Genomic DNA, 21,858 nt, shown 5'->3' with positions numbered 1-21,858 from the left:
TAAAAACAAAAAATCGGGGCAGCGCCGTTCCGCTGCATGAATAGGGTGCCCTCTTAAATTCAATCTATTATTGTCTTGACTGCGGGGTCCACTTTAATTAACCTAGGTGACAACAGTCAACTAACACCATTGAATATTTATTATTCAATGGCCAACATTCTGCGCAATACGATAGCTGATGGTAATATTCAAGATAAACCTCTATCTAAATGGAAAGTTTTTTTAAACCCCACTGTTAAACTAAGAAATATTGGCATAATTTCTGTCTGTCTAGCATCACCGATCTTATTACTTAATCCAGAACAAATACTTATTATTTCTGAGTGGTTAATACCTATTTTATTACCTTTGACTGCATCGATTTGGATAATCTCATATCTAATAAAATATAACGAAATTAAAGCACTCGAGGATATTGATGAACTAATTGAAAGGATGAGTTACGAAATCACTGAAGAACGAAATGCGACGCTGAAGCATGATTCGAGTGTTGGATTCTCAAATAGTATTGGTTTCTCAAAGCATAAAAAAAGACTTCCTATCAAAGCCAGAGAGGCTGAGGAACAGCTTATCAGGATCTTGAGTCATTTGATTAGTCATAATGGGTTATCCAAAAAAGCAAAAATAGTCATTGTAATGGATGAAATAGATAAACTCTCGGATGATGAAGAACTCTCCGAGATTCATCATCACGATAAATCTAGTACACAAGAGCTCGATAAAAACAGCAAAATAAATACTCTGCTCGGTTCACTAAAAAATTTCATTACCACAGCGCCCGTCACATTCTTTTTTATATCAGGACGTGAAACGCTGGATAGATATTATTCAGAGAAAGGAAGCCCAAACTCCCTATACGGCAGCCTCTTTGATCAGGTTTTCGAAATACCCAGTCTTTTATCTGATAAAGGAGAACAACTTAGCGCAAGAAATACACAGCTCTATGCAGGAGTAGCAGAATACGTATGTCGACGCATCAGAAAAACCCCAGAAAAACACGAAAAGGAAGATTCCTATTACACTTTGGAGAAATATAGAGAATCTTTCTATGCTTTTAATATTTCACCGGAGGAGATTCGTTATGGCATTGCTATCCTAATGAATTTCATTTTTTACCTTACCTTTCATTCGTGGGGCAATCCGAAGAAAATTTCCTCGATATTTGAAAGCTTCATCTATCCAGATAAACTCGTTAAGCAATTAGAAAAAAAAGAAAAATTGCTCTTGATTTTGGATGACAAAGAACTGTATAAGGATAACAAACCTAAACAATGGCTAGTTTTCAATGTCAATCACTTGCGAAGTTTTTCTCTCGCATCCGAAATCACCACTCTTTTCCAGCATCATCTTAGTCGCGAAGTCTCACAAATCAGCGACAAACTGACTGTTTCTTCCTTTTCGTCCCTGCATTTTATCCTGAAACTACACTCCTATGGTTTTAAACGCGAATCTCTGCACTTGATGTCGGAGGCTATCAACGTCTATCGTTCCCCTGAACTCAACACGATCGTCGATGACTTGCTGACTAACATTTTTAAATCCTATATCAGGAGAGTGAGAAATGGGCTTTACAGATACCGCTTTCACAGCGGATTTGAACAGGAGCTCCGTTATATCAGCCATGTCAGTGGATTGGAGTCGGCTTCCTTTAACTTTTCACTGGATTCGATGAGATATGTAAAACGGTTTTTTGAAGTCATTCTCGCTAACACCAGCAGTTCGGAAACTGATGTAATTTCCAGGTCGCATATCTCTTTGGGGGATATGTGTACCATCGAACAATCCTATAATGCGGCTTCCATACATTACCACACCGCCAGCAGAATTTTAGCGAATACATTGAAAGAAGAAGGAGCTAGCATCAATCAAGAAACTTTAATGCAGTACATTGAAGTTTTACTTAAGCATGGTGATCTTGAAGAACGTAGGCAGAATTATAACCACGCTGCTGCCATCTACTCAGAAGCAGATTATATTGTTCAAAGTCTTAGTAATGATAAAGAATTGAGTCTTCATCTCCAAAGTGGAGACTCAAAATGGGATTTATTAAAATTACCTTTCTGGGCCGGTCTCTATCTGGATTTGAAACGCAGCCCTCGTCCCTATAAAAAATATATAGCTCACAAAAATAAAAAAATTCAGCCACCAGAACATCTATATCGCTTGGAAGATCAGAGATTCCATTACCGCGCCGCCAGCCTGCATTTCTTTTTAGGTGAAGCAGAATCGGCTATTGAATCCTACAAAACCACATTAGATCATGCAAAATCTGACCCGGATTCTCCACTATCTATTTTTGACGAACGAAATGCCTATATGATCGGCAACGCACTGGTCGGAATAGTTGAGAGCAACTTGGTACTTAAGTCACGTGAGTTATTCGAAATACTCGCAGAATCCGAGGATAAATCAAATAAAGAAAAATTTCTTGAAAATTTATTTGTTTTTGTCTGCAACCCAATGATGCCGTTGAATAAAGAGGATACTTTAGATTCTTTACTAAATACAGCCGCAAAAACTTTTGAGGAAAATCGGCTATACATCAGCGCCGCTATGACGCATATAAAGGCTATCCACTACACCACCTCATTATTAGATTTCTTCGACCATGATTTCTTTAACAATACTAATTTAGCACATGAATCCACATCAATTCGGACAGTTGAGATGCTTAAGTGCAAGCTTGATAGAACGCTGTATCTGGAAATCAAGTGGAGAACCAGAGAAGCAATCAGGTGTATTGATAAAGCACGGCAGCTAGAATCGAATCAGAGCAACAAGACTATGCTGGCCTATGACTACTTAGATAATTGGCGTGATCCAGATGTAATAGAAATTACAACTTTATTCGATATGCTGCTTGGGTCGGATGAAAAAATAGAGAATCCTAATACCTTTTCAGAGGAGAAGATTTTTTGGCCGCATTCACTTTGGACACATAAGCTAGCTTCTTCCCTGTTTTGGGCTAGTTATGTGAAACGCAAGATAGAAAAACCGGATTTTCACAATTCTTACGACGCGATACCGTTACCGAAAGATTTAAGTATGCTCTCAGTCAGATCTACAATCGTCATGCGCTGGACTCATGCGCGTAATTTATGTCGTCAACACATCGATAAAAGACTGGTAGAGATCAAGAGAGCGACTGTAGAAAATCAAGAAACAATTAAATTAGAACTATGCAGTACACTTAAAATCTTTCAAAGTTTAATAAATAAAAGCAAAATAGAGCTCTCAGAAGAGGGAAACACACTCATTGAATATATCGTGCACAAGTATAAGAATGAAAAATCAGAAGACTCGAATCAAGAGGCGCCAAATACTGGTCATCTTCCCATTCCCAAAGTACTAAGAATGGCATATGAAGCCTCCAGACATCTTCACTTAGCTCAAGAATCCAGCCGTATTATTTCTCGAAAAAATCTAGACTTCATTTTTCCACGTTCACCACAACTCTATTTAGCTCAATGGAAATTATTATCAAATTTCACTTCGACTATTCTAATGAATCGCGAAAAAATCACTAAAGATACAAAAATGAAACTGGGCACCATCAGAGATATCTCTTTTTTTCTACAAAAAGTTTTCTTGGATATAGAAAATGAAATGCCTTTCGAAAAAATTCCACCTTCCCATTTTGATTACGAACACATCTATATCCGACTAATGGAGTCCCTTGATAGCTCGACAAGTCTAATTGATAGAAATAGCCGTACACATATGGGTATATTTGAGTATAAATACTTCTGCCATGATGATCACAATGATCCAGAGTTCCGCATGGACTATACACTGGCTTATATGTTCACACCTTTCGCCAAGTATTGGCAAGATGAGGCAAGAGAGATTCACGACAAATTTTTCCAAGCCGCTAGACTACTTTGATGGAGAATCTCCCTCACTGCTTAGGCAAGTGTGAATCATAAAACAGATATCGTCACGAGTCCTGCAAACAAAACACAACCCCCGCCAGCGGCGGCAACGTAATCGCAATCGAATCAGAAAATCCCATCCAGGGCATTGGTACGCTGGCAATATTACCTAAATTGCCGAGGTTGCTGCCGCCATAATAAGTGGAATCGCTGTTGAAAATCTCCCGGTAAATACCACCGACGGGAACACCGATACGATAAGCGCCGCGCGGAACCGGCGTAAAGTTGAGAATCACCAATACAAAGGTACCGTCTTTGGCACGCCGTAGGTAGCTGATCACGGATTGATCGTCGTCCTGGCAATCGATCCAGCTAAAGCCTTCGGCGGCAAAGTCGAGCTGATGCAAGGCAGGGGTGTTTTTATAACACTGATTCAAATCACGGTGTGCGGCCTGAACGCCGGCGTGCTGCTGTTGTTGCAGCAAGGGCCAATCCAGCTCATGGCTCACGCGCCATTCCAGTGTCTGAGCGAATTCATTGCCCATGAAATTGAGTTTTTTGCCCGGCCAGGTGGTCTGAAAGACAAACAATAGGCGTACGTTGGCAAATTTTTGCCAGGCATCGCCGGGCATTTTGTTGAAGAGAGAGCCTTTTCCATGCACCACTTCGTCATGTGAGAACGGCAATACAAAGTTTTCTGTATATGCATACAGTTGGCTGAAGGTCAGTTTATCGTGGTAATAGCGCCGGTGAACGGGATCTTGCTGCATATAGGACAACGTGTCATGCATCCAGCCCATATTCCATTTCATTGAAAACCCCAGGCCGCCGACATAGGTTGGGCGCGATACGGCCGGCCAAGCGGTAGATTCTTCCGCCAGGGTCAACGCGCCCGGAAACTCCTCGTGCACCATAATATTCAGCTCGCGCAGAAAATCGATCGCTTCCAGATTCTCCCTGCCGCCATATTTATTCGGCAGCCATTCGCCTTCTTTGCGCGAATAGTCCAGATACAGCATGGAAGCCACTGCATCGACACGCAATCCGTCCAGATGAAATTCGGATAGCCAATAATGCGCGCTGGATATCAGGAATGATTTGACCTCGTTGCGACCATAATTAAAAATATAAGTGCCCCAATCCTGGTGAAATCCAAGACGCGGGTCTTCATGTTCATACAATGCCGTGCCGTCAAAACGCGCCAGTGCAAATGCATCTTGCGGGAAATGCGCGGGTACCCAATCGAGGATGACACCGATATTTGCCTGATGGCAGGCATCGACGAAGAACCGGAAATCATCGGGTGAACCGTAGCGGCTGGTAACCGCAAAATAGCCGGTGGTTTGGTAGCCCCACGATTCATCCAGCGGATGTTCTGAAACGGGCATTAATTCGATATGGGTATAGCCCATTTCCTGCACATAAGGCAGCAGGTGCTGTGCCAATTCCCGGTAGGTGTAAAAACGGCCATCCGGATGCCGCTTCCACGATCCGGCATGCATTTCAAGAATATTTAATGGCGCGTGCAGCCAATCCCAATTGGCGCGATTCGCTATCCACGCTGCATCGGACCACTCGTAGGCACTGTTGGCTGGCGTCAGTGCTGCCGTGTTGGGGCGCAGTTCATAGCGATTGGCGTAAGGGTCTGTCTTAAGAACAATTTCCCCGCTATCGCGATTGCTGATCTCGTATTTGTAGAGTGAATCCGGCAACAGCCCTGGAATAAACAGTTCCCAGACGCCACTGGCGTGGTGTACCGCCATCGGATGAATGCGCCCGTCCCAGCGATTAAAGTCACCGGCTACGCTGACACGCCCGGCGTTGGGCGCCCATACCGAGAAACGCATGCCGTCCACACCGGCATTCTTGACCTGCTGCGCGCCGAGCATCCGGTAAGCCTGCCGCAACTTACCTTCATTAAACAGATACAAATCATGATCAGAAATCTGCGGTGGAAAAGCATACGGATCATAAGTTTCATAGACGGTATGCTTTGCCCCTTTTTCTTCGACCCGCAATCGATACGGCATATCAGGCTGTGATTCCCCATGCCACTCGAAAATCCCATACGGATGAATCCGTTTCATCGGCTCAAAACCGATGGCTGTCTTGATCCAGACATTCACATCATAGGGACGAAATACGCGCACCAAAGACTGACCGTGCTCCTTGTGCAATCCAAGATACGCAAATGGATCGTGGAGCTGCGCGTTCAGTAGTGCGTTCTGCAATAAATTGGTTTTATGTAGGGTGATCACATTTGATAGACTGGTTAACGGGTATAGAATGAATTATAGCTTGCCTGCCACCTTATACTACTTATACTGCGATTAACAATTAAAATAAACAAAGTATAAGAAAATGCCATAATGCGATACTATATATTGAGATGAATCGGGGAGGGTTACATCGCTATGGAAAATAAAGAACGGATGTATGCGAACAAATCCCAAGCAGAATCCACAACCAGCACACGATTCCACAGCAGTGTGACGCACAATACGCTTGCATTGATATTAGCCGGCGGGCGGGGCAGTCGTTTGCATCAATTGACGGATTGGCGCGCCAAACCGGCAGTCCCTTTTGGCGGAAAATTTCGTATCATTGATTTCCCGCTTTCCAACTGTGTTAATTCGGGTGTCCGGCGTATCGGCGTGGTTACGCAATACAAGTCACAGAGCCTGATCCGTCATATCCAGCACGGCTGGAGCTTTCTCGATGGGCGCTTTAAAGAATTTGTCGAACTGCTACCCGCGCAGCAACGGACCACAGAAACCTGGTATCAAGGAACAGCCGACGCGGTTTTCCAAAATCTCGACATCCTGCTACGCCATGATCCAAAGTATGTCCTCATCCTGGGCGGAGATCATATTTACAAAATGGATTACAGCAAATTATTGGCTGAGCATCTAGAGAAAGGGGCTGACATGACCGTGGCCTGTCTCGAAATCCCACTGCAAGAAGCCAGTGCTTTTGGTGTCATGGGTGTGAACGATGAATGGCAGGTAACCAGTTTTGCTGAAAAACCAGAAAATCCAGCACCGATTCCCGGTCAATCCCAAAAAGCACTGGCAAGTATGGGAATCTATGTTTTTAATGCCGCGTTCCTTTATGAGCAATTAATTCGTGACAGTAAAATTAATGAGTCGTCGCATGACTTTGGTAAAGACCTGATTCCCTATATGGTGCCTCGTTATCGTGTATTTGCACACCGTTTTTTAAACAGTTGCGTGAATATGGCATCAGGAATACCTTACTGGCGCGATGTGGGAACGGTGGATGCTTATTGGGAAGCTAATTTTGATCTGACCACAGTGACCCCGGAACTCAACCTCTACGATGAAGATTGGCCGATTTGGACGCACCAAGAACAGTTACCGCCAGCCAAATTCGTTTTTGATGATGAAGATCGCCGTGGTCAAGCACTGGATTCTTCCGTGTCAGGCGGTTGCATTATCAGCGGTGCGACGGTGCGCCGTTCTCTGCTTTTTTCCAATGTAAAAGTGCGCAGCTATAGCAGTGTCGAAGATTCCGTCATACTACCCAATGTTGAAATAGGCCGATATGCCCGTCTACGACGTGTCGTCGTGGAAAAACAATGTATCATCCCTGAAAGACTGGTAGCGGGATATGATGCCGAGGAAGATCGCAAACGATTCTATGTGACTGAGAAAGGCATCACATTGATTACACCGGAAATGTTAGGGCAGAATGTTCATCATGTGCGTTAACTACAGAAAATTTTTATAAGTATTCTCATTTTTACATGAAGCAATTAAACCTTGTCGTGTTATGGCACATGCATCAACCGGATTACCGGGATTATGTAACCAAAGAATTCGTTTTACCGTGGGTTTACCTGCATGCCATCAAAGATTATACCGATATGGCCTATCACCTGGAGATGCATCCGGGAACCAAAGCGGTAATCAATTTTGTCCCGGTACTGCTGGATCAATTGGAAGATTTCACTGAACAGTTTTCCATAGGACAGACACGTAGTCCTCTGCTGCGTCTGTTAGCTGAACCCGATCTCGAACACATCACTATGCAGGATCGGCTATATTTGTTCGACAGCTGCTTTCTCAGCAATCATGAAACGATGCTGAAACCTTATCCCGCCTATAAGCGCCTGCATGAGCTCTATAACACTCTGAGTCAGCGCGGCGAGCGGGAATTAACCTATTTCTCCGGGCAATATCTGGCCGATCTGCTGGTGTGGTATCACTTGGCCTGGATGGGTGAAAGTGTGCGCCGGAATAACCAATTCGTGATGCAGTTGATGGCAAAAAGTGATGGATTCTCGCATGCGGATCGGCTGCAATTGTTCAATCTGATCGGTGAACTGATCCAGAATTTGATTCCACGCTACCGCAAACTCTCTGAGTCGGGTCAAATTGAATTATCCACCACGCCACATTATCATCCGCTTGCTCCGCTGATGATAGATTTTTCTTCCGCCCGGGACAGTCAACCCGATGTCACCTTACCGGCGCATGATATTTATCCAGGCGGACGTGGCCGTGTCGCATTTCATCTGTCCTCAGCAATCACCAGTCACACACAGCGTTTTAACGAGAAGCCTTCCGGTATCTGGCCTGCTGAAGGCGCCATATCAAACACCTTATTAAAAATTCTGACAGAGCAGAATTGCCATTGGAGCGCCAGTGGGGAAGGTGTTCTGGTGAATAGCCTGCGCGCCGCTTACCCGGGTGCGTCCTTGCTGGATCGCAATAGTTATTTATATCACCCCTATCGGATAGCCGGAGAGGCAGAGCAAGTCACTTGTTTTTTTCGTGATGATCATTTATCCGATTTGATCGGTTTTGAATATTCCAAATGGTTTGGACGCGATGCGGCGGAAAATTTTATACAATCTCTAGAACGTATTTACCATAACACACCGGCTGAGAAAAACCCGGTTGTCAGCATCATCCTGGATGGAGAAAATGCTTGGGAATCCTATCCTTACAACGGATTTTATTTTCTTGACGATCTCTACAGTTTACTCGACAACCACCCGTTTATCCGCACCACAACGTATCGTGACTATATTGCCCGCGCTGAAAATAAAGATAATATAACGACATTACCAGCACTGGCTGCCGGTAGCTGGGTATATGGAACATTTTCCACGTGGATTGGTGACAAGGAAAAAAATTGCGCCTGGGACATGCTTTGTGCGGCCAAAAATAGTTTTGATCTGGTGATGCAGAGCGGCCAGCTGACTGATGAAGAAAAAATCCTAGCCAGCCGGCAACTGGCATCTTGTGAAAGCTCCGACTGGTTCTGGTGGTTTGGTGATTACAATCCAGCGCATTCGGTGGCCAGTTTCGATCAGCTGTTCAGAAAGAATCTGATTAATCTTTATCTTTTACTTAAACTGCCAACACCTGCAACAATACTTGAACCCATTAGCAAAGGGAATGAACAAACGGAAGCAAGCGGCGCCATGCGGCGATCTTCATAACACCTGATTGATTTCAAGCTGCATTGCGCAGCGATTGAGATTGGGTTTTCAGTTGCCCAGGTTTTTAAAACGATTACCGGAATAATTGAATGTCACAACCTGTATCGCTACTTTTTGGTGTTCACGCACATCAACCCGTCGGCAACTTTCCCAGCGTACTGACTGACGCACACTTGCGTTGTTACAAACCTTTTCTACAAGTACTCTATCGCTACCCGGACTTTCGTTTTGCAGTCCACTTTTCCGGCTGGCTGCTTGATTACTTGATGCAACATTATCCCGAAGATATGGCGTTACTCCGTGAGATGGTTATGCGGAAACAAGTCGAGTTGTTCGGCGCGGGCGATACTGAACCGGTTCTGGCGGTTATTCCAAACCGTGACCGGATCGGACAAATTCAAACCTTCTCCAACAAACTGGCAGCAAAGCTAGGGCAACGCCCGCAAGGTGCATGGTTGACAGAACGCGTGTGGGAATCAACCGTAGTCCCGGCACTCGCGGATTGCGGAATCCGTTATGTGATTGTCGATGACTACCATTTTCTCTGTGCCGGCAGAGCACCTGCGGAATTAAATGGTTTTTTCACCACCGAGGAAGATACACGAACACTCGACTTGTTCCCGATTTCTGAAAATCTACGCTATAAAATTCCGTTTTCCCCCGTTGAGGAAACGATCGCTTATCTGGAATCATTGGCAGATAATCATTCATCACATTCCAGCGCCGCCGCGATTTATTTTGATGACATTGAGAAATTTGGCATCTGGCCGGAAACCTACCAGTGGGTCTATGAAAAAGGCTGGCTTGAGCAATTTATCCAAAGCGTGCTCGCATCAACAAAAATTTGTACCCGGCACTACAGCGAATACCATGCCAGTGAAAAAACGCGGGGCATAGTCTATCTACCCACAGTATCTTATATTGAAATGAATGAATGGACGCTGCCTGCACAATCTGCTAATACCTACGCAGACCTGGTCCAACAGGCCAAGTCAAGTGGCTGGTATGAACACAAAAAAGCATTCTTGCGCGGCGGTATCTGGAAAAACTTTTTTTCACGTTACCCTGAATCGAACTGGATGCACAAGCGCATGTTAGGGCTTTCTACGCGATTAAACGCATTGCCGGAAAAACATCGTACGAACTTGATGCAACAAAAGCTCTATGAATCCCAGGCCAATGATGCTTATTGGCATGGCTTGTTCGGTGGTTTGTATCTTCCGCATCTGCGACGCGCTGTGTACGGAGCGCTCGTTGAGCTGGAAGCATTGTTGGATGCCCTCATGCCACGTCCAATTTCTCATACCGAAGATACCGATCTGGATGGCGTGAAAGAAGCTTATCGCCAGAATGGCATACTTCAAGCGGTCATAAAACTGGATAGTTTTGCCAGTATTTGTGAATTGGATGCTTACCGGCTGAAACATAATTTTGGCGATACACTGCGTTGCCAGGTCGAGCACTATTACCAGAAAATTCAGCCGGGTGAGCGTCAGGTATCCAATCATGCCGCCCCGGGGATTGCTTCGGCGCATGACAGAATCAGCTATAAACACGAAATTAATGCAGAAGATATCGAAGCGGACGACCACCCCAGAAGTTTGTTCGTAGATCGTCTGGATGGAACGTTTATCACTTATCAATCCAAAGCTGCAGCACTTGAAAATAACCACTTTCAATCCGAAAACACCGCGTATCCGATTCACAAACACATCATACTTGACAATAATCAACTACAAGTCGCCTATCGTTTTACCGCCAAAATGGCACAAGCGTTCAGTACCGAAATTAATCTCGCGATGCCCAGCTGCGACGGCATGGGCGGACGTTACATTTACCGGGGAGAAATTCCCGGCGGTTTCGGACAAGTCCTTGAGCTGACTGGTTTGACTGAAATAACACTGGACGATGATACGCTAGGCGGCAGTATTGTGCTCAAAACCTCCTCCCCGGTGACGTTTATTGCACAACCGCACTTCTCGGTATCACAATCCGAGAGCGGATTTGAGAAAATTATGCAGGCAACTACGCTCTTGCTGGAATGGCCAATCACGGCACAAGAATTGGTTATCACACTGGAAATCAATGCAAGGGAAATTTAGCCGTGCGGTATGAGAAACTAATCCAGCGATTACCCACTTTAGATTCATGATCCTCAGCGATTAAAACAAACCTATGTCATTTCTTACTCAATCACCTGCTTGGCTTGCCTTACAAGCACATCAACCTATCATGGCACGGCAACATTTGCGTGCGTTATTCCACAACGATCCGCAGCGCTTTGAAAAATTTTCTCTCGTTTTCAACGATATTCTGATCGATTTTTCGAAACAGCCAATCACTCGTGAAACGATAGATTTACTGCTGGCGCTGGCTCATCAACAAGAACTGCCCAGCTGGATTACGCACATGTTCTCGGGAGAGAAGATCAATTCAACGGAACACCGTGCCGCACTGCATATTGCCCTACGTGGCGAACAGGCCATTGCAGTGGATGGTGTCGCGATCATGCCTGAGATTAAGCGGGTATTGAAACAAATGGAGCACTTTTCGATCGCCGTACACAGCGGTGCGCGCAGAGGCTATACGGGGGAAATTTTTACCGATATCGTTAATATTGGTATCGGTGGCTCGGATCTCGGACCGGTGATGGTGACCGAAGCGCTCAAACCGTATCAATTAAACGGTATCACGCCGCACTTTGTTTCAAACATTGATGGCACTCAATTATCCGAAACGTTGCAGCATCTTGACCCAGCCACAACATTGTTTGTGATTGCCTCAAAAACTTTCACCACACAAGAAACGCTCACTAATGCAAATTCTGCGCGAAAATGGTTTCTGACTCATGGCGGCAGTGAAAAAGATATCGCGCTGCATTTCGTCGCAGTTTCGACCAATCGTTCTGCCGTGGAAAAATTCGGTATTAATCCCGACAATATGTTTGAGTTCTGGGATTGGGTGGGTGGACGCTACTCATTATGGTCAGCGATTGGTCTACCGATTGCTTTGGCCATCGGCATGGATAATTTTTATTCGTTGCTTGCGGGCGCCCACGAAATGGATCAACATTTTTCCACAGCCCCGTTCGCAGAGAATCTTCCGGTTATGCTGGGTCTGATAGGTATCTGGCAAATTAATTTTTTCGGTACGTCAGCGCATGCAGTGCTGCCGTACGATCAATCCATGCACCGCTTCCCTGCCTATTTACAACAATTGGAAATGGAGAGTAATGGCAAACGGGTTACCCGTGATGGAGAAGTCGTCGACTATGCGACCGGATCAGTCGTTTGGGGTGAACCGGGAACCAACGGGCAACATGCTTTCTACCAGCTATTGCATCAAGGGACACAAACCGTTCCGATTGATTTCCTGGCCCCTTGCCAAAGCCATCATCCGATGACACAACACCACCGTATGTTATTGGCCAATCTCTTTGCCCAGACTGAGGCATTGATGGCTGGTAAGAATGAACAGGAAGTGCGTACTGAACTAGTATCACAAGGGTTGAGCGGTGAGCCCCTTGAACAGCTATTACCGCATAAAGTTTTTCCCGGAAATCGTCCAACTACTTCCATTTTGTTCAAAAAACTCAACCCAAAAACGTTGGGCGCGCTTATTGCACTGTATGAGCATAAGGTTTTTGTCCAAAGCGTGATCTGGAACATCAATCCTTTTGACCAATGGGGTGTGGAACTGGGTAAACAGCTGGCCGGAAAAATCCTGACCGAACTGGAGCAAGACATAGCAGTGGTTTCTCACGACGCATCCACTAACGGCTTGATCAATTATTTCAAAGCGAATCAGTAAACATACTCCCCATGCCGTCATCCCAAGAACTCCGTGTTCTGTTTATTACTTCCGAAGTTTTTCCGTTGTGCAAAACCGGTGGCCTGGGCGATGTCAGTGCCGCACTGCCGGCGGCGCTGCGGTCGCTGCAAAACGATGTAAGGCTTTTGCTACCGGGGTACCCGAAAGTTTTGGCCGGTGTTAAATACAAATCCAAGGTAGCCGAGTTCAATACCTTGCCACAATTTCCGCCCGCCACACTGCTCTCAGCGCGATTATCACTGAGCAAGTCTGAAAAAATTCCAGTCTTTGTGATTGACTGTCCAGGGTTATATCACCGCGAAGGCGGCCCTTATATGGACACGCTTGGACGCGACTGGCCGGATAATGCATTACGTTTTGGCTTACTGTCGAAAGTTGGCGCCATTCTATCCAGCGACGCCAGTCCAATTGCCTGGCGCCCGCATATTGCGCATTGTAATGATTGGCAAAGTGGCCTCACCCCCGCTTATCTGCATTATCATCTTGGGAAAAAAGCGGCCACACTGATGACGATCCACAACCTCGCATTTCAGGGTATCTTTCCACCCGGCAGTGTTATCCAGTTGGGATTGCCTCCGGAGAGTTTCGATGTCAACGGTGTTGAATATTATGCCAACATGTCATTTCTCAAAGCAGGACTCTATTATGCCGATCATATCACCACAGTCAGCCCCAATTATGCAGAGGAAATTCAAACCGAACCATTGGGTTTTGGCTTGCAAGGATTACTGTCCACACGCCGCCGCCATCTCACCGGCATTATCAATGGCATCGATACCCGGGAATGGGATCCTGCTACAGATCCTCATTTGGTGAAAAACTATACCAGCAAGAAACTATCCGATAAAGCCGCGAACAAAAGCGCTTTACAGCAGCAGATGGGGTTAGCGGTTGATGCCGATATCCCATTATTCGGTGTAGTCAGCCGTTTGAATCACCAGAAAGGTACTGATCTGTTGGTACAGATCGCATCCCAACTGGTAAAAATACCCGCTCAACTGGTTGTGCTCGGTAGCGATCATGCTGAACTGGAACACCAATTATCCACATTGACTCAAGCTTATCCCGATGCAATAGCTGTCCGTATCGGTTTTAATGAAGCCTTATCGCATTTAATTGAAGCAGGCGCAGATTGCTTCCTGATGCCATCGCGTTTTGAACCATGCGGTTTGAATCAAATGTATAGTCAGCATTACGGCACACCGCCAATAGCCCATGCCACCGGCGGTCTGTTGGATACGGTGGTGAATTACACACCGGCAAAGCTTGCCGACGGAAGTGCCAGTGGCTTTTTATTTTACCCAATGACCGCCGACAATCTGCTGAGCACGATAAAACGTGCAGCGCTCGCTTATCATAATAAAAAAATCTGGCAGCGCTTGCAGAAAAACGGTATGGCAAAAGATTTCAGTTGGCACGCCAGCGCAGCGGCTTACCGGGAAATCTATTTGTCGTTGTTATCCTGATCCCAGGATCCTGACTACTCGTAATAATGCCATCAACGCATGCAGTACAAGACAGCTATCAATCAAGCGCTTCCACATTAAAAGCACCGCACATGGATAGATCGGATTCGTTGACGTCAGGAAGTTGCGCCGCCAGAGCACGCAGTGCCGTGCGCAAGCCTTCTTCCAGAACCGGATGATAAAACGGCAGACGCAGCAACTGCTGCACCGTAAGCGAGCGATCAATAGCCAGTGCCAGCAAATGTGCCATATGTTCGCCAGCAGGTGCGCACATTTCCGCACCCAATAACCGGCCGCTTACCGCATCGGCATAAAGACGCTGAATGCCCTTGTTCCGCTGGCCGGCACGCGCCCGTCCCTGGCGGTCAAAATGCACCTCTCCAACTAGAATCTTTGCAGGATCGAGTGCCTGAAAGCGACTGCCTACGACTGCAATGTTCGGGTCAGAGAAAACGATAGCCAGTGGTGTCCGGCGTGTAAAACAAATCGGATTAGGGCGCGTGGCATTAAGCCCAGCGATGTATCCTTCATCGGCCGCTTCATGCAGCAGCGGCACTTGGTCATTCGCGTCACCCGCCATGAATACCGGCAGATCGGCCACTTGCATGGTACCTGGATTTACAGGCGGCATGCCGTGTTGATCGAGCGGGACTCCCAGTGCCTCGAGACCCAGATTGTCGATATTCGGACGACGCCCCAATGCAGCAAGCACACAATCGACCACCAATTCTATCTTTCCGGCACGTACCTGCACGCCTTCGCCCACTCTGCTCAACTCGGCTTTCTCACCCAGATGCAGAGGGAATTCGCTCCCTAATAGATCTGTCGCCACTGCAATCACTTCCGGGTCTGTTAATCCAGCGATCGCTTGGCTACCGCCAAATGCCACCACTTTAATACCAAGCCGGGAAAGCGCCTGCGCCATCTCGGCACCGATAGGCCCCATTCCTACTACTGCCATGCGTGCGGGCAGAGTCTCCTGCTCAAACAAGGTATCCGTCGTAAGCAGCCGATTCCCCAATGAATTCCAGGGCGCAGGTACAATCGGACTCGATCCGGTAGCAATAATAATTTTGTGCGCACGCAATTCCTCACCATTGACTTCCAATCTATCCGGCGCAAGCAGACGCACACGCCCGGAAATGGCTCTTTCGCCCAATTCTTCTGTCGTTTTTACTGTACTGGCAACAAAATCATCACGCAACCGCCGCACACGCCGCAGCACGGCAGGAATATCAAGCGTGAGCTGATCGGCACCGCGAATACCGAATTCTTCAAAAGTATTGCGACGATGAAAGGCATTGGCTGCTTCGATCAGCGTCTTGGATGGCATACAACCCACCCGCGCACAGATAGTGCCCCAGGGCCCGTCATTAATAATCACAAAGCGTTGCGTGTATTTTCTTACCTCTCGCAGCGCGGCCAAACCTGCGCTACCCGCTCCAACAATAATCACATCCAGCATTTCATTCATAGCAGTTTCCTCCGATGATAACGGCAATTCAGTACTGTGCCCGTTTGTAGTTCATGGTTCCGGTGTTCCCGTATCTTGATTTCCTAAATCCAAATCAGTACGTGCTCCAGCGGCAAGTGCCTGGTACTTTGCTTTGAAAGCATCGAGATTTTCTTCTTCAAGTTCCTCCAGATCAAGCAAAGCGTTGTGCGCACCCTGAGTCGCACGGATCAATTCATCCAGCTTTACCTGGATCGCCTCGGTATCGCGATTCTGTGTATTCTGGATCAAGAAGACCATCAAGAACGTGACGATCGTAGTCCCTGTGTTGATGACCAACTGCCATGTGTCACTGAAACCAAACATTGGGCCTGTGATGACCCAGACAACAATGATTGCGACAGCTAAAGTGAATACACGCGGACGGCCGCAGAAATGGGCCGCCGCCTTTGCAAACCGGGAGTACCAGATAGCGCTACGCATACGACAACATTTCTCCTTCGGCACTTAACCGGCGTTGGAAGAGCGGTGTAATACCCTTATAAAGCGCTACACCTCTGACTTGGCGTTTAATTCTGGTTCATTCTTGCTCGCACCTCGAATGTTCAGAAATGCCAATGCAATCTGCAAGACAACGAGCGCATGCGCATGGGCATGCCATCCCCAGACTAGCCAAAGAAAGTTGCTGAGTAGAGAACACCAGAAACCGAATTTACGCCTGCGCTTGTCCTGGGAAGCAATCAGCCATACGGCGGTTATTGTAACGACCATTGCAGGCCACTGGAGTTGATGTAGATAATCCATAGCTTTGACTAAAAGGACGGCTTAAAGCGTCCGCATGAAGGCTAAAAGATCCTTCTTCTCCTGTTCATTCAGCTTCAACTCCAACACGAGATTGAAAAATTCCACCGTGTCCTCCAGCGTTAGCAGTCGGTCGTCATGCAGATACGGTGGTGAGTCTTTGATGCCGCGTAGCGGGAAAGTCTTGATCGGACCGTCGGCTGATGCTTTGCGGCCGTTAATCGTGATCTCCTTGAAAAACCGCTCGACCTTCAAGTTGTGCATGAGGTTGTCGGTGTAGTATGGCGGGGTATGGCAAGTCGCGCACTGACCCTTGCCGAAGAAGATCTCCTGGCCGCGCCGCTCTTTTTCATTGGATTTAGCAGGATCAAGTTTACCCAAGATATTCAGCTTCGGCGCGGGCGGAAAGTCGAGCAGTGCCTGAAACTCTGCCATGAAATGCACCTGACTGCCACGTTCGAGGATGTTGGTGCCTTTGCGCGACGCATCAGCCGGGATACCATCAAAATAGGCAGCGCGTTGCTCAAATTCTGTGAAATCTTCCACACTTTTCAGTGCCCGCTGCGAACCGAACAGACGCTGAATGTTCACACCCCTTAGCGTGGGTGTGTCTAACCGATGACGATATTCGTTGGGCCGAGCATCTCCGGCCGTATGTGTAGCCGCGTTCGTATGACCGTTTGCATGACAATCGAAGCAAGCTACGCCCTGATGCGCAAGCAAACTGCGGCGGTCTTCAGTGGCATTGAACTGCTGCTGGGGAAACGGCGTAACCAGCAACCGTAATCCTTCGAGTTGTTTGGGATTAAGAATATCTTTGAACAATTCATTGAAGTTTCTGAGCGTCACCAATTTCCCTTGCGAAACGTCGCCTAAATCCGGCCGCGTCGTCAAATAAATAGGGGCTGGAAATTCGGGTAGTAGATGTTGCGGAAGATCGAAATCGAGGTCAAAACGCATCAGATCGAGTCCAGTCTGACGCTTAGTTTCGTCAATGAGCGGCTGCGGAAAAACCATACCACCTGCTTCGTGATGCGGATGTGGCAAAGGAAGAAAACCAGCAGGCCAGAGATTTTTGCTCTTGATATCTTCCGGTGTCATGGCGGCGAGTTTCTCCCAGGTCATGCCTGAGGGCAAACGCGCACGCACGCCCTCCTGCACCGGTTTTCCATTGGACATAGTAACGTCCTGGGCTGGACGATCAACAAGATCATAACGCTCCAAGAGTAATGCTTGATGGCGTTTGGCGAATTCCGGCTTCTCATTCTGGAGGCGTTTGACTAGCGTGGCGAAATCTTCTTCGGCGGCAATCGCTACAGCGCCACAGATAAGTAAGGTGGCGGCCAACATAGCCGAAGACCAATAAATACGGATTCTTGAGTTCATAATTTTCCTTCCTTCTTCCCGTTTGCAATACATCTCATAATCCTGGCATTAGCAGGCTGTTGAAAAACTACCTACCTACCCACCTGTCGTGATTCAAATAAAATATTAAAACCGTAGAGGGAAGGTTATCGTTGGATTTCGTTCCTCAATTCAGCTTAAGCGTGGTGGCAGCAATTTTACGACAGCTCTCCGCGCATTCGCGACAGGCCTTGACGCAATCTTCCATACCACCGATCTCCTCGCAGCTCTTGGCGCAGGCATCGCAGATCTCGGCACAGACTGCACAAACCTTCTGATGAAAGGCCGAGCCGCTTAACATAAAGTTAGTCGATGCTTGGCAGATTTCTGCACAGTTAATCATAAGGCGAAAATGACTGGCTTCGACGTGTTTGCCGCCTACCACAAGACAATGGGTCATCGCGGTATGCAAGCAGGTTTCGTGACAGTGACTACATGCATCTATGCACGCCTGCATGTTGGTATCGTTCATGTTGTATTCTCCAGTAAGGTGATGTACGAAGCGACTTGCATCCATTCAGCTTGCTTGAAAGAAAGCTACAGACATGAATTGCAATTACACAAAAGATACGGGGCGCGAAAAGAAGCGTCTGTACGCTATCGCACTTTGAGCGATCAAACAGATTTATGCTAACATCTAGACTGTCAAACGATTTTCTTAAAACATCAACGACTTCCAGACGAATTGACGATGCAGGTCAAGGCCGGAATAATTTGGATAACCATTATGCCCAAGGTAGAAAAAGCCTCCTCCAAAATACAGAATCTGCTTCTGGCAGCCTTGCCGAAAAGCGTATTCGACACGATTGAGCCTTCGCTAAAACTAGTCGATCTGAAACTCGATGAAGTCCTATGGGAAATGGACGAACAGCGCAAACATATCTATTTTCCCACTAGCGCCATGATCTGTTTGCTCTATGAAACAGAAGATGGCGAATCGATCGAAGTTGGAATGACTGGTAGGCTGGGTATGGTTGGCATTGTCACTTTTATCGGCGATGCCCGAATGGCTAAACGGGCCGTTGTCATGAATCCCGGGCAGGCCTATGTGATGAAGGCCAAAGATGTTGAAAAATTTTTTGAGGAAATACCGGATTTTCAGGGCATCTGTATGCTTTATACACAGACGTTGCTTGCCCAAATCTCTCAGAATGTGATCTGTAATCGTCTGCATTCTATCGAACAACAGCTATGCCGGCTTCTGCTGATCATTAACGACAATCTGCAAACAACAACCATTCATATGACGCACGGCCGCATCTCCAACATACTGGGTGTGCGCCGTGAAAGCGTTTCCGCTGCGGCCGCACAACTTCAGGACGAAGGGCTTATCAAATATACTCGCGGCAAAATAGAATTGCTTGATCGAAAGGGTCTGCTGGTAGCCGCGTGTGAGTGTTACGAGGTTGTTAAGGATCAGTACGAAAGGATACTGGGAAAATATATTTCCCAGCATGACTCGTAATGACACTTTGCCAGCAATCCTTATCGAGGCTTCAGGTACTTCAGCATAGAATCAGCGCCTGAAATCTCATAAGGATCCGTAGGGCAATTGTCTGAAAAACCTGGCTCAACGAACATTTTCTCGATCTGCTTATCCTGAACAACCATGGAATAGCGCCAGGAACGCATGCCGAATCCTAAGTTCGATTTATCTACAAGCATTCCCATCTTGCGAGTGAACTCGGCATTGCCATCGGGCAGCATAAATATTTTCTCGACTCCCAAATGTTTACGCCATTGATACATAACAAATGCATCGTTCACCGACAAGCAAATCACCTCATCAATACCCAACGTTTTGAAATCATCATAGTGCTTCTCGTAACCGGGCAAATGTGCAGTAGTACACGTCGGGGTGTATGCGCCGGGTAACGCGAATAATACAATTTGCTTATTCTTAAAAATATCGTCCGTTGTAACATCCTGCCAGCGAAATGGATTATCGCCACCTATCGATTCATCGCGCACGCGCGTTTTAAAAGTTGCACTGGGGACTTGCCATTGCTCTGTCATGATTGCCTCCTCGTTTTATTGCGCTATCTCTCAACTACTACACTGAATGAGCGGGTATCCGGGACTCATCCTACCCGTCCTAAAGAAAAGCAAAAATCGGCGAAACTCGCGCCAGTCTGTTGCCGTATTCCGATTAAACCGCTTTTGTCTCTGAAAAAGTCTCCACAGCACCCGGCCGTCGCAACATTTTATCCACATCACCCTGGTGCATCTCTTCCGCAGCAATCATCCGGCGCGCGTACTCTTCAAGCATCACGAACTTATCATCCACCAGGGACAACAACTCTTTGTACACCGCCAGCGCCGCACGCTCATGTTCCAGAGATTCACGCAGTATGTCGCCAATATCATGTTGATGAGTTTCCAGTAAAGGGCCGATTGCCAAGGACGGATGCGCCCCCAGGTAGGTGATCATCTCGCCTGCTGCTCGCGCATGAATCAAGGATTCGTCCGCTTGTTCCTGCAACCAGGAGACAATTGGAATACGATTGTAACCATAGATCATGAAAGCATAGTGGGTGTACCGCACCACACCAGCCAATTCAAGTTCGAGGATCTTGCTGAGGCAGTTCAGCACCGCTGGTTTGTCAAATTTCTCGTTCATTAGATTTCTCCTTTACTTAGTTCTAACAGCTCGTGGGTTAATCCGGCTACTCCGTAAATGGGCGGAAAGCTCGAGTCATTGATGTCAATTGATTAAATCCGGGGTTATTAGGATTTGGACCCCCCCAGGCATGGCGGCGAATCGTTGCGTACTCCATGCTTTTCAAATCATTCTTCCATTGTCCATGTATGCAGAACAAGCGCATGAATAGACTGCGCCAGCTCATCAGCCAGGATTTCATTAACCATTCGATGACGCGCTATAAGCATTTTTCCATGAAACCCATCGGAAACGATCGTCACCTTGAAATGGGATTCGGATCCTTCCGGTACATTGTGCTTATCACTTTCATTAACCACTTCCAGAAACTGCGGTTGCAGTAATTGTAGTTTGGTTTCGATCGAATTTTTAACTTTCATAGTACGGTCACTCTCATATCACCCCTCTCGGATCCTAACAAACAGAGTTTGTTAGTCTACCTCGATTCGCCTGCCCAGTTCAGCTTTGCTCGTGTTATTTGCCTTGCTCAATATCTTGTTTCAGATCACCATAACCTTTCTGGGCTTTGCCGACATTTTTTTGCACATTGCCTTCTGTCTGCATATTTTTGTCATCCAGTATCACGCCGGTGGCTTCCTTGGCCTTGCCTTCGGCTTCACCGGAACGGCCTTCTACTTGGTCTTTATTTATCGGCGCTGGCACATGGCTTTTTTGCGCATAAACGCCGGCTGTGCAGAAGGTCAATGCGATGACGACAACTAACTGAGTAAATTCCATTTTATTAGGTTGCATGTTTTTTTCCTGTAAAAATAATTGTAATCAGGAGTCTCTCCTGAAAACCGTTCGGCCACAACCGAATAGCTGCGACCAAAGCGTGAATTACATACTCCACCGCTTGGAGGCTACATTACAACCATCAGTGAATCAGTTCTGTGCAGTAA

At 46.7% G+C, this 21,858-nt stretch carries 17 protein-coding genes; 7 read left to right on the top strand and 10 right to left on the bottom strand.

Translation table 11 applies throughout. The features are described 5' to 3' along the window. Window positions 1-147: 147 nt before the first annotated feature. Window positions 148-3,885, top strand: coding sequence for a hypothetical protein (locus ACH10T_RS04805; RefSeq protein ID WP_394808187.1), 3,738 nt, complete (start codon window positions 148-150; stop codon window positions 3,883-3,885). Window positions 3,886-3,937: 52 nt separating this feature from the next. Here the strand turns inward: ACH10T_RS04805 and glgB are convergent, their stop codons facing one another. Then, complete coding sequence (glgB, locus tag ACH10T_RS04800) at window positions 3,938-6,130, bottom strand: 1,4-alpha-glucan branching protein GlgB (protein WP_394808186.1); 2,193 nt, start codon at window positions 6,128-6,130, stop codon at window positions 3,938-3,940. Window positions 6,131-6,286: 156 nt separating this feature from the next. Here glgB and glgC point away from each other — a divergent pair, with 156 nt between their 5' ends. The 5 genes from glgC to glgA all read left to right on the top strand — a co-directional run bounded on the left by glgC (window position 6,287) and on the right by glgA (window position 14,639). Beyond that, window positions 6,287-7,603 (top strand): glucose-1-phosphate adenylyltransferase, encoded by a 1,317-nt coding sequence (glgC, locus tag ACH10T_RS04795; protein WP_394808185.1) that lies wholly within the window; start codon window positions 6,287-6,289, stop codon window positions 7,601-7,603. A gap of 35 nt (window positions 7,604-7,638) precedes the next feature. Next, window positions 7,639-9,342, top strand: a complete 1,704-nt coding sequence (locus ACH10T_RS04790; RefSeq protein WP_394808184.1) for a glycoside hydrolase — start codon at window positions 7,639-7,641, stop codon at window positions 9,340-9,342. 89 nt (window positions 9,343-9,431) lie between these two features. After that, window positions 9,432-11,444, top strand: coding sequence for an alpha-amylase/4-alpha-glucanotransferase domain-containing protein (locus ACH10T_RS04785; RefSeq protein ID WP_394808183.1), 2,013 nt, complete (start codon window positions 9,432-9,434; stop codon window positions 11,442-11,444). 73 nt (window positions 11,445-11,517) lie between these two features. Further along, a complete protein-coding gene (pgi, locus tag ACH10T_RS04780; protein WP_394808182.1) occupies window positions 11,518-13,152 on the top strand; it encodes a glucose-6-phosphate isomerase in 1,635 nt (544 codons plus the stop codon). 11 nt (window positions 13,153-13,163) lie between these two features. Beyond that, entirely contained in the window at window positions 13,164-14,639 is a 1,476-nt protein-coding gene (glgA, locus tag ACH10T_RS04775) for a glycogen synthase GlgA (RefSeq protein ID WP_394808181.1), read from the top strand. A gap of 58 nt (window positions 14,640-14,697) precedes the next feature. Here glgA and ACH10T_RS04770 read toward each other — a convergent pair whose 3' ends face one another. The 5 genes from ACH10T_RS04770 to ACH10T_RS04750 form a co-directional block, all read right to left on the bottom strand. Further along, window positions 14,698-16,113: a dihydrolipoyl dehydrogenase gene (locus ACH10T_RS04770; protein WP_394808180.1), complete on the bottom strand. Its 1,416-nt coding sequence runs from the start codon at window positions 16,111-16,113 to the stop codon at window positions 14,698-14,700. Between the two features lie 51 nt (window positions 16,114-16,164). Then, window positions 16,165-16,575, bottom strand: a complete 411-nt coding sequence (locus ACH10T_RS04765; protein WP_394808179.1) for a low affinity iron permease family protein — start codon at window positions 16,573-16,575, stop codon at window positions 16,165-16,167. Between the two features lie 66 nt (window positions 16,576-16,641). Continuing rightward, on the bottom strand, window positions 16,642-16,896 hold the full coding sequence (locus ACH10T_RS04760) for a hypothetical protein (RefSeq protein ID WP_394808178.1): 255 nt from the start codon (window positions 16,894-16,896) through the stop codon (window positions 16,642-16,644). Window positions 16,897-16,917: 21 nt separating this feature from the next. Then, window positions 16,918-18,279: a cytochrome B6 gene (locus tag ACH10T_RS04755; protein ID WP_394808177.1), complete on the bottom strand. Its 1,362-nt coding sequence runs from the start codon at window positions 18,277-18,279 to the stop codon at window positions 16,918-16,920. A gap of 145 nt (window positions 18,280-18,424) precedes the next feature. Then, complete coding sequence (locus tag ACH10T_RS04750) at window positions 18,425-18,754, bottom strand: four-helix bundle copper-binding protein (RefSeq protein WP_394808176.1); 330 nt, start codon at window positions 18,752-18,754, stop codon at window positions 18,425-18,427. A 270-nt stretch (window positions 18,755-19,024) separates the two neighbouring features. On the opposite strand from ACH10T_RS04750, the gene ACH10T_RS04745 reads away from it, so the two are divergent. Beyond that, on the top strand, window positions 19,025-19,762 hold the full coding sequence (locus ACH10T_RS04745) for a Crp/Fnr family transcriptional regulator (RefSeq protein WP_394808175.1): 738 nt from the start codon (window positions 19,025-19,027) through the stop codon (window positions 19,760-19,762). 20 nt (window positions 19,763-19,782) lie between these two features. Here ACH10T_RS04745 and ACH10T_RS04740 read toward each other — a convergent pair whose 3' ends face one another. The 4 genes from ACH10T_RS04740 to ACH10T_RS04725 all read right to left on the bottom strand — a co-directional run bounded on the left by ACH10T_RS04740 (window position 19,783) and on the right by ACH10T_RS04725 (window position 21,709). Then, on the bottom strand, window positions 19,783-20,313 hold the full coding sequence (locus tag ACH10T_RS04740) for a peroxiredoxin (protein ID WP_394808174.1): 531 nt from the start codon (window positions 20,311-20,313) through the stop codon (window positions 19,783-19,785). A 133-nt stretch (window positions 20,314-20,446) separates the two neighbouring features. Continuing rightward, window positions 20,447-20,917, bottom strand: a complete 471-nt coding sequence (locus ACH10T_RS04735; RefSeq protein WP_394808173.1) for a bacterioferritin — start codon at window positions 20,915-20,917, stop codon at window positions 20,447-20,449. A gap of 167 nt (window positions 20,918-21,084) precedes the next feature. Then, complete coding sequence (locus ACH10T_RS04730; RefSeq protein ID WP_394808172.1) at window positions 21,085-21,336, bottom strand: BolA family protein; 252 nt, start codon at window positions 21,334-21,336, stop codon at window positions 21,085-21,087. A 94-nt stretch (window positions 21,337-21,430) separates the two neighbouring features. After that, complete coding sequence (locus ACH10T_RS04725; RefSeq protein WP_394808171.1) at window positions 21,431-21,709, bottom strand: CsbD family protein; 279 nt, start codon at window positions 21,707-21,709, stop codon at window positions 21,431-21,433. Window positions 21,710-21,858 lie beyond the last annotated feature (149 nt).

The organism is Nitrosomonas sp., assembly GCF_043753625.1.
GTDB lineage: Bacteria > Pseudomonadota > Gammaproteobacteria > Burkholderiales > Nitrosomonadaceae > Nitrosomonas.
Note: the sequence above shows the minus strand (reverse complement) of the source record. Positions and strands in the feature narration are given on the sequence as shown.

Coding starts and splice junctions, on each gene's coding strand:
- ACH10T_RS04730 (WP_394808172.1), bottom strand. CDS start 21,336: ATGAAAGTTAAAAATTCGATCGAAACCAAACTACAATTACTGCAACCG.
- ACH10T_RS04770 (WP_394808180.1), bottom strand. CDS start 16,113: ATGAATGAAATGCTGGATGTGATTATTGTTGGAGCGGGTAGCGCAGGT.
- ACH10T_RS04750 (WP_394808176.1), bottom strand. CDS start 18,754: ATGCAGGCGTGCATAGATGCATGTAGTCACTGTCACGAAACCTGCTTG.
- pgi (WP_394808182.1), top strand. CDS start 11,518: ATGTCATTTCTTACTCAATCACCTGCTTGGCTTGCCTTACAAGCACAT.
- ACH10T_RS04785 (WP_394808183.1), top strand. CDS start 9,432: ATGTCACAACCTGTATCGCTACTTTTTGGTGTTCACGCACATCAACCC.
- ACH10T_RS04725 (WP_394808171.1), bottom strand. CDS start 21,709: ATGCAACCTAATAAAATGGAATTTACTCAGTTAGTTGTCGTCATCGCA.
- ACH10T_RS04765 (WP_394808179.1), bottom strand. CDS start 16,575: ATGCGTAGCGCTATCTGGTACTCCCGGTTTGCAAAGGCGGCGGCCCAT.
- ACH10T_RS04745 (WP_394808175.1), top strand. CDS start 19,025: ATGCCCAAGGTAGAAAAAGCCTCCTCCAAAATACAGAATCTGCTTCTG.
- ACH10T_RS04790 (WP_394808184.1), top strand. CDS start 7,639: ATGAAGCAATTAAACCTTGTCGTGTTATGGCACATGCATCAACCGGAT.
- ACH10T_RS04805 (WP_394808187.1), top strand. CDS start 148: ATGGCCAACATTCTGCGCAATACGATAGCTGATGGTAATATTCAAGAT.
- ACH10T_RS04740 (WP_394808174.1), bottom strand. CDS start 20,313: ATGACAGAGCAATGGCAAGTCCCCAGTGCAACTTTTAAAACGCGCGTG.
- glgC (WP_394808185.1), top strand. CDS start 6,287: ATGGAAAATAAAGAACGGATGTATGCGAACAAATCCCAAGCAGAATCC.
- ACH10T_RS04755 (WP_394808177.1), bottom strand. CDS start 18,279: ATGAACTCAAGAATCCGTATTTATTGGTCTTCGGCTATGTTGGCCGCC.
- ACH10T_RS04760 (WP_394808178.1), bottom strand. CDS start 16,896: ATGGATTATCTACATCAACTCCAGTGGCCTGCAATGGTCGTTACAATA.
- glgA (WP_394808181.1), top strand. CDS start 13,164: ATGCCGTCATCCCAAGAACTCCGTGTTCTGTTTATTACTTCCGAAGTT.
- ACH10T_RS04735 (WP_394808173.1), bottom strand. CDS start 20,917: ATGAACGAGAAATTTGACAAACCAGCGGTGCTGAACTGCCTCAGCAAG.